This is a genomic window from Candidatus Hydrogenedentota bacterium, from assembly GCA_035450225.1.
Lineage (GTDB): Bacteria > Hydrogenedentota > Hydrogenedentia > Hydrogenedentales > SLHB01 > DSVR01.
This window is the reverse complement of sequence record DAOTMJ010000003.1, coordinates 151773-165028: the sequence shown is the minus strand read 5'-3', so window position 1 is coordinate 165028 and position 13256 is coordinate 151773. Positions and strand designations below refer to the sequence as shown.

At 58.6% G+C, this 13256-nt stretch carries 11 protein-coding genes; 3 read left to right on the top strand and 8 right to left on the bottom strand.

The annotated features are described in order from the left end of the window. Genes P5540_03765 through lgt form a run of 3 tightly spaced genes read left to right on the top strand, consistent with a single transcriptional unit; the run spans position 1 to position 1761 of the window. Complete coding sequence (locus P5540_03765) at positions 1-369, top strand: TraR/DksA C4-type zinc finger protein (protein HRT63919.1); 369 nt, start codon at positions 1-3, stop codon at positions 367-369. Positions 370-380: 11 nt separating this feature from the next. Next, on the top strand, positions 381-899 hold the full coding sequence (gene lspA / locus P5540_03760) for a signal peptidase II (GenBank protein ID HRT63918.1): 519 nt from the start codon (positions 381-383) through the stop codon (positions 897-899). Continuing rightward, positions 880-1761, top strand: coding sequence for a prolipoprotein diacylglyceryl transferase (lgt, locus tag P5540_03755; protein HRT63917.1), 882 nt, complete (start codon positions 880-882; stop codon positions 1759-1761). Before lspA ends, lgt begins: the two co-directional genes overlap by 20 nt. 719 nt (positions 1762-2480) lie before the next feature. Here the strand turns inward: lgt and P5540_03750 are convergent. The 8 genes from P5540_03750 to pyrR form a co-directional block, all read right to left on the bottom strand. Next, a complete protein-coding gene (locus P5540_03750) occupies positions 2481-3371 on the bottom strand; it encodes a metallophosphoesterase (GenBank protein ID HRT63916.1) in 891 nt (296 codons plus the stop codon). A 58-nt stretch (positions 3372-3429) separates the two neighbouring features. Beyond that, positions 3430-5760, bottom strand: a complete 2331-nt coding sequence (locus tag P5540_03745) for an acetylxylan esterase (GenBank protein HRT63915.1) — start codon at positions 5758-5760, stop codon at positions 3430-3432. Between the two features lie 73 nt (positions 5761-5833). Further along, entirely contained in the window at positions 5834-7987 is a 2154-nt protein-coding gene (locus tag P5540_03740; GenBank protein ID HRT63914.1) for a GH32 C-terminal domain-containing protein, read from the bottom strand. Between the two features lie 108 nt (positions 7988-8095). Continuing rightward, entirely contained in the window at positions 8096-9202 is a 1107-nt protein-coding gene (locus P5540_03735; protein HRT63913.1) for a DUF362 domain-containing protein, read from the bottom strand. Positions 9203-9213: 11 nt separating this feature from the next. Continuing rightward, positions 9214-10308: a glutamine-hydrolyzing carbamoyl-phosphate synthase small subunit gene (gene carA, locus P5540_03730; protein HRT63912.1), complete on the bottom strand. Its 1095-nt coding sequence runs from the start codon at positions 10306-10308 to the stop codon at positions 9214-9216. Positions 10309-10324: 16 nt separating this feature from the next. Then, positions 10325-11596: a dihydroorotase gene (locus tag P5540_03725; GenBank protein ID HRT63911.1), complete on the bottom strand. Its 1272-nt coding sequence runs from the start codon at positions 11594-11596 to the stop codon at positions 10325-10327. Continuing rightward, positions 11593-12579, bottom strand: a complete 987-nt coding sequence (locus P5540_03720) for an aspartate carbamoyltransferase catalytic subunit (GenBank protein ID HRT63910.1) — start codon at positions 12577-12579, stop codon at positions 11593-11595. The genes P5540_03725 and P5540_03720 overlap by 4 nt, the downstream gene beginning before the upstream one ends. Next, on the bottom strand, positions 12576-13166 hold the full coding sequence (gene pyrR / locus P5540_03715; protein HRT63909.1) for a bifunctional pyr operon transcriptional regulator/uracil phosphoribosyltransferase PyrR: 591 nt from the start codon (positions 13164-13166) through the stop codon (positions 12576-12578). The genes P5540_03720 and pyrR overlap by 4 nt, the downstream gene beginning before the upstream one ends. Positions 13167-13256: the final 90 nt, after the last annotated feature.

Sequence of the window (13256 nt, the reverse complement as noted above, 5' to 3'; positions counted from 1 at the left end):
ATGAACAAAAAAGAAGCCAAGAAGTTCGAAAAGTTGTTGCTGGATGATTTGGGTCGCCTAAGCGAGGGCATCCGCAAAATCGAGGAAAGCGCGCTGCACGAATCGGTGCGCGAAACCACCGGCGACCTTTACAGTTACGCGGAAACCGGCACGGACAACTTTGAGCGCGAAACCGCGCTCAACATCGCCACAGGCGAGTCAGAACGCCTCCGTGACGTGACCGACGCGCTCAAGCGCATCGCAAACGGAACGTATGGCGTGTGCGAAGGCTGCGAGGAACAGATTCCCAAGAAACGCCTCGAAGTTTTTCCGGCGGCGCGTTATTGCATCAAGTGCAAGTCGAAACTGGAAAAGGAAGGGACGCTCTAGCCCCGCTTTTCATGAGCCCGAGAAAGAATCAAATCCTTTGGATTTTAACGGTTTTTCTTCTTGTCGTGGTGGTTGACCAGACGACGAAAGCCCTGATTATCGCGTATTATCCCGAAGAAAAAATTCTCCGGATCGGCCCCGAACCGGAATTTTTCCGCATCAGCCACCAGCGCAATCCGGGACTTGTAAACGGGTTGTTCCGGGAAAGTCCGGTAAAGGCGATGGTTGCGCCCATCCTAGCCATGGGCGTTCTGGCTTATCTCTCGTTGCATCTCAACCCGCGATCCAAACTGCAATCCACGGCATTTGGGCTTATCGCGGGCGGCGCCATCGGCAACATGATCGATCGCGTGCGGCTCGGATCCGTAACCGACTTTCTACAGTTTCATTTTTACTTCATCCCGTTCAATTTTCCCTGGAAATATTACCCGGCGTTCAATGTGGCCGATTCCTGCATTTGCACTGGCGTGGTTGTGCTGCTGCTAACATGGTATTTCATCGAGGAACAGCATGTTCCCGACACTGCTTAAAATCGGTCCAATCACCCTGCACTCCTACGGATTGATGATCGCGCTGGGATTTTTGGCCGCCTTATATGGCGCCCAGCGCGACGCACAAAAGCGGGGCATCAATCCGCAGACCATACAGTCAATGGCATTCTGGGCGTTGTTGGCGGGTCTCGCGGGCACCCGGTTGCTTCATATCGCCATGTTTCCGGGCGGCTACTCGTGGCGGGATCCGATCGGCTGGATAGCCATTTGGCGCGGCGGACTGGTATTCCAAGGCGCGCTGCCGGTCGCGGGCATTTACGTCTATCTGGCCTGCCGGCATCACAAAATCCCCTTCTGGCGAGTCGTGGATTGCGTGATGCCCTACATCCCGCTCGCTCACGCCCTGGGCCGGGTAGGCTGCTTTCTCAATGGTTGCTGTTACGGCGCACGAACCAATCTGCCGTGGGGTATTTGTTTTCCACGAGTGCCGTGGAGTTTTTCCGAGCCGGCGAAAGGCAGTCCCGTTTATCTGGATCACTGCCAACGTTACAGCGAATTGTCCATGACGCATGATCACTGGTCTTATCCCGTCCACCCGACCCAACTGTATGGCGTCATTGGGTTGTTGATTCTTTGCGGGATTCTTTTATTCTGGCGCAATCGGCGCCCCTTGTTCGACGGGTTCACCATGCCCGTCTACTTCATGCTGTATGCTGTGGGTCGTTTTCTTGTCGAATTTTTACGCGGAGATCACAATCCGATCGTTTTTAATGCAATCAGCCAGCAGCAATTGTTCAGCATTTTCTATTTCGCCTTTGGCGCCGGACTCCTTTGGGTATTGCATCAACACGAGAAGCGAAAAACCCCTCCCAATAGCTCGCCTGTGCGCCAGTCCAAGTAATTGCCGAAGGTTCCCGGCCGTTGCAGGGTGGAAACGGTCCCCCCCGGACCGAAAACGATTCCACAAGGCGATTCAGCACCTTAAGATCCGGTTTCTATAAAAAAACACAGTGCTGTCCAAAATCATTGCTGTCAAAAAGAATTGTAAAAAAGCATAATACCGCAAGGAGTCACGTTTTACCTCGTTATCCCGATCATTCTGTTCGATATCTGCGTGTATCTGCGTCATCTGCGGATAATCATACGATCCACAGATGACGCAGATACACGCAGATGTAAAACAGGGATGGATGTTCGGGCCAGGCGATGCCAAATTCGAATCCGCATGTCAGTGCTGTCCAAAATAAGTTTGCTCGGGGGAATTTTTTCTTCATTGCGAGAAAGAGGTGTCTTAAGAACGCTATCCCTAAAAAAACAGTTGTCTATTTGTTCAAAATGGCATTCTGCAAGCCGTGATTTGGACACAGATGAAAAAAACAACAAGAAAATCTTGTGCAATGTGTGCAACCGCTAGAAGTTCCATGGTTTAGCGAGTGCGAAAATCGCGGGGTTTTGAGTGCGATGATGATGGCGATGGCGAGCACGATGGCGAGCGCGCGCACGAAGAGCAATTGGGTTGGAGGCGGTACCCACGTCAGGTAAAAATCCACCGGCCCACCTTGTGTACGGCATCCGCACTTTGAGCGATATCCCGACATGCGACGGCCGTTTCCGAATCGTTCAGGAACCGTTTTCCCTTTCGGATTGATTGTCCAAACAGACCGGTTCTTCTTCCCATGCGCCTCGGTGGACAAGGCGGGTGATTTGAAAACCATTTTCGGACACGTCAACACGCGCGAATTCGCCGTGGGTGCCCTTTTCCTGAAACGTGCGCAGAAATGCCCCCAACGACAGATACCGGACATTCGGGTAACGTTCGTCCGTCTCGAAACTGAACCGATGGACGTGACCGCAAATATAGAGGATTTCCCTGTTGGATCGGCCCAGAACCTCGCGGAGGCGTTCGGCGTTTTCAAGACGCCGGAACGGATTCGAGTGATAGCCGCTGGTTGCATGCAGGACAGGATAGTGGGCGGCAACGACCACGCGGGGGCCGCATTCATCGAGCAATTCGGCGACCCGGTCAATTTCCAGGCGCGTAATGCGGCCGCGCGCGGAAAAATGCCGGGGAGCGACAGTCGGCACAAGCAACAGCGGCGTTCCGCCCGGCAACATGGTCAAGGCCGGATATCCCTGAACCGGAATGAACGGGGCGAAAAAATGCTCAAAACGCCGCGTGCGATATGCGCGGAACGTGTATACGTCGTGATTGCCCGGCATCAGATGCACATCCAGTCCGCGCGCATGCAGTTTTTCCACAAATTGAACGGCCATCCGGAATTCGGCGTCCAACGACGTTGAGGAAAAATCCCCCGTGAACACCACGGCGCGCACACCCGTCGCGGCGACGGCATCGGCATAGGCTTCCGCGCGTTCGAGCACGAATTCATGACGCCGGCGCATGACAACGGTGAGATTTCCCCAAAACCGCTTGTTGGCCAAGAGGAACGGGTTGAGTATCACGCGCCAGAAATGAATATCGGCGATATGCGCAAATGCGTCTTTTTTCATCCGCCCGTAATAACCTCATTCAATCGGAAATTTTCAAGGGTTATCGGGGACAACGGTATCAATCCAACCCCGCCAGCATGACTTCAGGCGTCGCCGGTCCGTCAATGACGGATAACGAGGCCGCGTCCACAACCTCATACCGCTGTTGAACGGCTTGGATCATGGATGGGGCCGCGTTGCAGAGAATCATGGGACGCGGCGCGACGAGCGCGGCGGCGGTATGCACGTCTCCAATCGCGCGAATACAAGGCATGTAGTGATGCGTTTCCCACATCGCGTCATCATTGACATCGAACCGGGCGCCGTCAATCACGACACGGCGCACATGGTCGTCAATCGCCGCCGCAAACAGGCTCCAGATTCCGCCTGCATCCAAACCGACGAGATCCACCGTGCCCGACAAATCACGGCGCGACCGCAGATAGGCGAGCGCCGTCAACACGTCCTGCACCCGGCACGCCGTATCCGTGGGCTGGAAGGTGTCGTGGAATTGGCCGGTGACGCGGGGAGGCGTATTTCGGAGAGGCGAAATATGTTCACCCAGCAGGAAGGCATCCATCGTCAGCACCGCCTTGCCCCGGGCGATCAAACCTGATACAAGCGGTCCCGGTCCCCCATTTTCCATGTTCGCAAGGGCGGCTTTGCCCTGCCCGTGAACAATCAGGACCGCATCCTGCACTTCGGGGCCATAGGCCCGATACAACAGCGCGGGCACGGCATCGCCCACCGCCCTGCGCGAGAGAATCCAACGCTCGACCACATATCCGTTTCCGCGCCGTTCCTCAAAACCCGTGCGCTCGCATTCCAGATCATTCACATCGGGAATACGCGCTCCCAGCACCCTCTTGATCGAATCGCCATATTCGGTTTTGAACGCGGCGGTTTCGCTCTTGTTTTTCGGCAGGATCGCATCCCACTTGGCCTTTGTGGACAGGATGGTTTGCGAGACGATCGCCTCGAATGAGGGCAATCCGTCCGGCAGTTTCTTGTCCGGAAACACCCGCAGATCGTCCGTATTCTCGACGGTAAACGCCGGTTCTTCGAATTTCGCGTAGCGTTCCGGTTCGTTCAGCAGCCATTTTCCGAAGAAACGGTACATCGCCTCGCGGCTTTGTTTGTTGTAATTATGATCGGAGTCAATGTGGACGTTTTCGACCCGGTCGCCCGCATCGTACAACGCGTACACGTCACGAATAGAGGGAAACTCGACGCGCGGCGTTTCGCGGGTCCAATCGCCCGTGGCGGACACCATCAACAAGGGGCGCGGCGCGGCCAAGGCGCCGATTTCCATGTTCGAGTTGTCGAAACGGATGATGGGGGCATTCTCGCACAGACAGCCGCCCTGCATGCTATGCGAAATCATGTTGACCGGCGCGGCCACCCTGATGCGCGGATCGACGGCCGTCAGCGCGAATGTCTGCGTGCCGCCGCCGGATGCGCCCGTGCAGCCGATGCGTTCCGGGTCCACATCCGGCAACGATTGCAGGAAGTCCACCGCGCGGATGCCCGACCAGAGTTGGAAGGCAAAGGGATGAATACCCCACAGTTTCCATTCGCGCTTGCCCCAGTTGTGGGCAAACTGCGCGCTGTCGTTGTAGCCGATCATGTCGTGGGAAAACGCGACCATGCCCATCCGCGCGAGGGTGATGCACCGGCCGGGAACGGATCCCCGCGCATCGTCGTTCAGACGGCCATGCTCCCAATGCCCATGAGGATTGACGACGCCGGGGAACGGCCCCGGCTTGCCCAAGGGACGATACAGATTGCCCGTCACAAGGAAGCCGGGCCGGGCCTCGAACCATACCTTTTCCACGCTGTAGTCCCCGCGTTCGATTCGGCCGAAAACGTGCGCGTTCAAAGGCGTCTTTTCCGGCAGGGGAACGAGTCCCGACGACAGCAGAATTCGCTGGCGGATTTCATGCGCGGCGGCTTCCCATTCCTCGCGCGAATGGAACACGGGCATCGTGAAAACGGTATCGGTGTGCCGTTCGCTTTGGGCACGGCGATCATGCACCGAATCGCCGGTGTTCAGGACGCGCATGTCACCCATCGCGGCGCGCGGATCAAACGTTTCCTTTTGGCTCAAGGCGATGCCCGCCACGTTCGGCGCCAATTCAAGCGCCGCCGGGCCGGTCTTCAATTCGACCGCGCCGATCGGAAACCACGCATAGATGGATTTCTTGTCCTTGTCCGCCGGACATTTTCCCTCCAAACGGCGTCCGGCGATGGTAACGCCGGTTTCCTGATTCTCCGGCGCCCAGAGCCATACCTTGTATGTTCCCGCCACGGAAACAGCGATGCCTTCCGCCGGAACGTCGCATGCATTCAACCAAATCACGCCCGATTCTCCCATGGCCGCCATCAGGGCCGCCGCCAGCGCCGTTATCATGAACCCGTTCCTCCTGTTCGATAAAAATCATACGCATCCGGTTCGCGGAAACCAATTTTGCAGGAAAGGGCGATCAGGACTCCCCGGCCCATGCGGAACGCAGTTCGCTGACTTCCAGGCGCACCACCTTGGCCCGGCCATCTCCGCGCAACGCCAGCGAGCGATTGTCCTCCGAAGGGATGACGCCCATCGGCATGTAAATCGCGCCCTCGTTTCCAAACAGTTCAATGGACGTGCGATCCACAAGCAGTTCGAGTTGAATCCGATCGTCTTCCGCCTTCAGCGGGGCCGACTTTTCCGCGCATGCAAGTTCCTGTTTGGCCACATGATGGACGACGGGAATGCCCCGTATGTCGAATGCGATTTCCGACGCGCCGCCCAGTTCGATGTCGGCGACGATATGGAAAAGTTCGCCGCTGAAACCGGCCAACAGATTCGCACCGTCCGAAATGGAACGGTCCGAAAACGTGAAGGTCTCCATGTGCAGGCGTTCAATTTCACGGACGGGACGCGCGAATAAACGCGGGCCTTCGCTCGTGCCGCGCAGGGAGAGTTCGCAGGGAAAGGTCATCATCTGATTGAAGGGCATGCCGGGAATGGCCACCGTTCCCCAGGCGATTTGAATGCGCCGCCCGTCTTCCGGCGGGATATTGTTGAACGTTTGCGATGCGTAAAAACAATTGCCCCAGTTGAAGCGCTGTTTGTAAATTTCCGTCCTGAATTCACGGCCGTCGAATTCGCCGACGCTGTATTCGCCGTTGGCGGCGTACACGACCCATTTTATGCGATCCGTGATGCCGTCCACGGCCATCGGAAAGATTTCCGGACATTCGAAGTATTCCGCGATGCGGCTTTGAAAGGTCCATTGTTTCAGGTCGGGCGACGTATAAAACGCGATCCCGTTTTTCAGGCCCTCCTGTTCGTCATAGACGGCCATGACCCATTGGCCGGTGGGGACATGCCGGATCACTTTGGGGTCGCGGCCTTGGTGCGAAACGACGGGATTGCCCTCGTAATCGGTGAACGTGCGGCCGCGGTCGTTGCTGTATGCGATGCACTCGCCGCGCCCCGTGCTCGTATATATCGCGACTATTACGTCTTCATCGCCATTCTTGAAGCCCGCCGTATTGTCCGCGTCAACAACCGCGCTGCCCGAAAAACACCAGTCGCCGTAGGACTTTGGATACAAGGCTTCCGGCAGTTCCGTCCAGTGGACAAGATCGGCGCTGACGGCGTGTCCCCAGTGCATATTGCCCCAGTTCCACCCATACGGATTATGCTGGTAATAAAGATGATACTCGCCCTTGTGATAGACGAGGCCGTTCGGATCATTGTTCCAGCCCCGGCGCGACGAAAAATGAAATTGCGGCCGCCATTTTTCGCGGTACAGGTTGTCCGCCCCGCGAATAATGTCGTCTTGGACAATCGCATCGAGGGCTTTTGAGTCCTTCGGCATGGCATCCACGTGGATCTCGATTTCATGGCCCGCGAACGGCGCCATGTCGCAGAACACCCAGAAATCCGGCTCCCCTTCGGCAAGTTCGATGTCGAATTCGCGTACAACGCGGTCCGACTGCGCCGTTTCGCCCTTGATCAGGATGCGCATCCGCCGCATTTCGGCGCCGTTTTTGACGGGAAGGTTCAGATATCGCTTTTGCAGTTTCATCCGCATGGCCAACTCCTTTACCGGCGCTTCGTCGCAAAGCATGATGTGGTCCACGTTGATATGGCCCCAGCCGCCCGTGTGGCGATCGATAATTTTCAAGACGGCCCTCTTGCCCGTAAATTCCGAGACGTCCCACGTCTGCCAAGAAAGCCGTTCGCTGCCGCCCGGCTTGTCGTTCGGGCCCGTGGCTGTTCGCACGACCGATCCGTCCACGATCAGATCCATGCAGGTTCGGGCTGGATGTTTGCCGCCACCCATCAAAAAGCACAGCAAGGGGCGCTCGATGACAAAAGGCGGAGAAGTCAACGAGCCGGTCGCGCCGTCGCCCCTGTGATAACTGTTTACCAGCCGTTTGCCCATGTACCCGCCCACGGGCATCTGGCCCGGCAAAGTCCCCTCGGCGGGTCCGGCCCCGAAGGCTTCGCCTTCGACGCGCCAATCCCCATAGGATGCGCTTTCAAAATCGGCGATAAGGATGTCTTCCCTCGGTGCGTCAACCCCGGCGGCAACCAAACACAACGCGCAAATCCCGGCTGCCATCGCCCATCCGGCTCGATTCATTTCGGATCTCCTTGCCGCACGCGCGATCGTTGAGAAGGCCCTCGTGCGGACACCGTGCATGGAACACGGACCCGGCTCAAGCCAACATCTCATCCGCCGGTCCCGGTTTCATCCGATAGTTTTCAGCGTGTAAGCACGGCTTCCCAGACCGATTTCCTCGGCGCACTGGACCTGCAGATACGGATTCTTGCCGTGAATCCGTTCAAAGAGATGATCGCCCTTGCCGAGTTTCATTGATTTCGGCAGCGAACTGGCGATGAAGTCTTCCGTCCGCACAAGGTCAAGACTGGCCTGTTCGACGGCGACAATGTCCGTCGCGGCGAGGATACCGACATCGGGCACGAGCGCGGGCGTCGAAAACCCCCAGCAGTCGCAAAACGGCGTGATGTTGAGCATCACATTGATGAACAACACGCGATTCGGCTCGAACGTGTCGAGAACGGCTTTCGTCGTCAGGGCCATGCCGCGTTGAAAATAATAGGTCCCCTTGCTGTCAATCTTGATCGCGCCCTTCGGACACGCCAATTCGCAGTGGCGGCAGTAGCGGCAATGATGATCGAAGTAGTGCAGATTGCGTGTGGCATCGAAGGTAAGCGTGCCGGGCGACGGACAGTTTTCAATGCAGGCCCGGCAGCGCGTGCACTTGGCCGGATCCCATTTGAATTGCTGGCCCTGAAGGCGGTGAATCTGGGCTCGGCTGTCGCGCGCGACGCAGCCCATCGCAAGGTTTTTGATGGCCGCGCCGAATCCGCTGTTGCCGTGCCCCTTGCCGTGGCTGAGCACGATCATCGCGTCCGCATCAACAATGTTGCCGCACAAGTGGACGCTCTTGAGCGATCGGTAGCCGATCTTGCGCTCATACGAATAGGTGTTCGCGATGCCCGCCGCGGCGATTAGCGGCGCGCCAAGGACTTCCTCGGTGTACCCACGGCCCTTGGCATGGTGCATCGCGCCGGAACCATCCGTGATGAACGGCTTGCCGCCGGCCTTCTTGACGGCTTCGACCACGATGCGAATGAACAGCGGATGGATCGTCGTGAACCCCACATCGGAGCCGACGTGGATCTTGATGGCAACCTGTTTGTCGCGGAACATCTTGTCGAGCGGATATTGCGCAAGTTGTTTTTCGAACTTTACGGGCAGCGTCGCGTGCCTCCGCAGTTCCTTCACCTTACTCGAGGCAAATGTTACAACCGAAGATTTCTTTGCGGGCATTCGATGTCTCCTCACGCACCGGCCTTGGCCTCATCCATGAGCCGGGCGAACCGGTCGAAGAGATAACGGCTGTCATGCGGGCCAGGGGACGCTTCGGGATGGTACTGGACGCTGAAAATGGGATATTCGCGGTGTTCCATGCCTTCGACGGACTGGTCGTTGAGATTCGTGTGCGTAATGCGGACCTTGTCCTGATCGATCGAATTCGGGTCCACGGCAAAACCGTGGTTTTGCGCGCTGATTTCGACCTGTCCGGTGATGTGGTTCAGGACGGGTTGGTTCCCGCCGCGATGACCAAATTTGAGTTTGTACGTCGTGCCGCCGTAGGCGTGGCCGAGGAGTTGGTGGCCCAGACAGATGCCAAAAATAGGCGTCTTTCCAAACAGCCCTTGAATCGTCGGATACAGATACGGCAATGCGGCCGGATCGCCGGGACCGTTCGAGAGGAACACGCCGTCGGGCTTCTGCGCAAGGACTTCGTCGAGACCGGTCGTGGCGGGCATGACGATGACGCGGCAACCGACGGCTTCGAGCCGCCGCATGATGTTGTACTTGATGCCGTAGTCCATGGCGACGACGCGGTACTTGCCGTCGGCGCCGGGATTCCATTCGTATGGCTCGTTGACGCTGACCGCCTTGACGTAATCGCTGCCGGACATGGGCGGCGACGCGAGCGCCTTTTGGACAAGGCTGTCATGATCGAGATCAACGGTGCTGATGACGGAACGCTGCGCGCCTTTGGTCCGCAGGAGCGTCGTAATCTTGCGCGTGTCCACGCCGTCTATCGCGACGACGTTGTGCTTCTTGAGATACTCCGGCAGCGACATCTTCGCCCGCCAGTTGCTCGGCGTCATGCAGCACTCGCGCATGACGAATCCCTCGACAAAGGGCTTGCGCGACTCGACGTCCTCGTCGTTGCAGCCATAGTTGCCGATCAGCGGATAGGTCATCGTGACAATCTGCCCGGCGTATGACGGGTCTGTCAGGATTTCCTGGTAGCCCGTCATGCTGGTGTTGAACACCAGTTCGCCGAAACTCTCGCCTTCCGCGCCAACCGCGTTGCCTTCGAACACGCTCCCGTCTTCGAGCGCCAATACCGCTTTCAAGTGTAATTCCTTCTCTTCAAGCAAGTTGATAAACCACGTTTCCGTCGCACAGGGTCGCCTTGACTTGTCCGCGCAGCGTTTCGCCCGCAAACGGCGTGTTGCGGCTCAACGAAGCAAACACCGCGGGATCCACGGTCCATTCCTTCTTGGGATCAAACACCACGATATCCGCCGGACCGCCTTCCCTCAGCATGCCGATGGGCAGGTTGAGAATGCGGGCAGGAGCGATTGTCATCAATTCGACGGCGCGTTCCAACGAGATTAAATCCGTCTCGACCAGGCCGGTGAGAACCAGGCCAAGCGCGGTTTCAAGCCCGACTATGCCAAACGGCGCGAGATGGAACTCGACGTCCTTGTCGGTGAACGTGTGGGGCGCGTGATCCGTCGCGATGCAGTCTATCGTGCCGTCGGCAATGGCGGCCCGTATGGCCGCCACGTCCGCCGCTTCGCGCAACGGGGGATTCATCTTGGCATTCGTGCTAAACGTCGTTACCGCCTCGTCCGTCAGCATCCAGTAATGCGGCGCGGTCTCGCAGGTCACGCGCACGCCGTTGGCCTTGGCGCGCCGGATAATCTCGACCCCCTCCGCCGTCGTCACATGCTGGATGTGAATCTTCGCGCCGGTCAGGGCGGCAAGCCGGATATTTCGGTCAATGCGGATCTCTTCCATCTCACGCGGCATGCCCGGCAACCCGAGGCGGGTCGAATTATAGCCTTCGTTCATGCAGCCGCCCTCCATGAGCGACGCATCCTCGCAGTGGGCCAGATACGTCAATCCGCACATGTCGGCGTATTCGAGCACGCGGCGCAGAACCCAACTGCTCGCGATGTCCGAACCGTCGTCGGTCACGGCGACCGCGCCGACATCCTTGAGTTCGCCCATCTCGGTCATTTCCTGTCCGGCGCGCTCTTTGGTGGCGCAAGCGCTCGGCCAGATCTTGACACATGCCGTCTCGCGCGCCCGGCGAATCACGAATTCGACCATGCCCGCGTTGTCTATGGGCGGAGCCGTATTCGGCATCGGAACGACGGACGTGTAACCGCCGCGCGCCGCCGCGCGGCTTCCCGACGCAATCGTCTCTTTCGATTCCTGGCCGGGCTCGCGGAAATGGACATGAATATCCACAAATCCGGGGCAAACGACACACCCGGAAGCGTCTATCGTCTTGCCGCCTTTCAGGCCCTTCCCGATGCGCTCGATCCGCGTGCCTTCAATCAGCACGTCGGCCCTCTCGGAACGGGCGGAGGCCGGATCGATTACATGTCCGTTTACGATAACGAGGCTCATGCGCCATCTCCTCCCCGGCCGCTGTTGACGAGCAGGTGCATGATGGCCATGCGCACCGCGACGCCATTCGTCACCTGTCGCAAAATGACACTGCGAGCGCTGTCGGCCACCTCCGCCGCGAGTTCGATGTCACGGTTGATGGGACCGGGGTGCATGACGAGCGCGTGCGGCGGCGCAAGCCGCAGCGACTCCTGATCGACCCGGAACAACCGGATATATTCGCGCACACTTGGAAACAGGCAGTTCTGTTGCCGCTCGAATTGGATGCGCAGCGCATAGATGACATCCGCGTCGCAGATCGCCTCGCGCAAATCGGTCGTCACCACGGCGCCCATTCGCTCGATATGCGGCGGAATCAGCGTGCGCGGACCACACAGCGTAACCTGGGCGCCGAGTTTTGTCAGACACCAGATATTGCTGCGGGCAACGCGACTGTTCGTGATGTCGCCGATGATTGCCACGCGAAGGCCGTCCAGTTGCGCCGCGGGATCCTGCCGCACGGCGCGGATGTGCTCGCGCATCGTAAACGCATCGAGCAGCGCCTGGGTCGGATGCTCGTGACGCCCATCGCCCGCGTTGACGATATGCGATGGATGCCGCTGTGCGAGAATGTGCGGCGCACCCGCGTAACTGTGGCGGATGACGACAATGTCGGTGTGCATGGCCTCGATGTTCGCCAAGGTGTCATGCAGCGTTTCGCCCTTGACCGCGCTCGACGCCGAAGCCGTAATGGACAGGGTGTCCGCGCTCAGGCGCTTGGCGGCCAGTTCGAAGGAGGTCCGGGTCCTGGTGCTGGGTTCGTAAAACCAATTGACCACCAGCCGCCCCTGCAGCAGCGGCACCTTCTTGATGCCGCTTTCGCGCGCCGATACGGCGACGAACTGCGGCGCGGTGTCCAGAATCAGCAGGATTTCTTCCCGCGACAACTCCTCGATGCCGAGAAGATCCTTACGCGTCCATTTTAATCTGGGCGCCTGTGTCACGACCCGCCCTCCCCGTCCGTCAGGGAACGCCGTTCAAGCAACACAATGTCCTGTCCGTCCATTTCCCGCAATCGGACTGAGACCCATTCGTCGGGCCTTGTGGCGACGCTCCATCCAAGGTAATCCGGCTGAATCGGCAACTCGCGCCCGCCGCGATCCACGAGACAGGCCAATTGAATGCGCGCCGGACGGCCGTAATCCATGACTTCATCGAGCGCCGCCCGGATGGTGCGTCCCGCCGCCAGCACATCGTCAACGAGAACGACCGTTTTGCCGTCAATGGGAAAGGCGAAATGCGTCGTGCCGCCGCCAATCTTGACCGTTCCCACGCCCGCCCGCAAATCGTCCCGGTAGAGCGTGGTCGCCAGCGATCCGACCGGCGGAGCCACACCTGTCATTTGATCGATCTGCGCCGCAAGACGCTCCGCCAACGGCCGCCCCCGGCTTAGAATTCCCAAAAAGGCGAGCGAGGACACGTCCTCATTCGCCGCCACGATTTCCTGGGCCATGCGGTGAATCGCGGCGGCCATGGCGATCGCCTCCATCACGACCGTCGTTTCGCACACGGGTCCGTTGTCTGAATTCATGGCCAATCCGCCGTCGTCCGGGCAAAAAAAATCCCAGCCGCATGGCTGAGAACGCTCATTTCATGGCACGCTCCACGGCGTGCGCCCGTC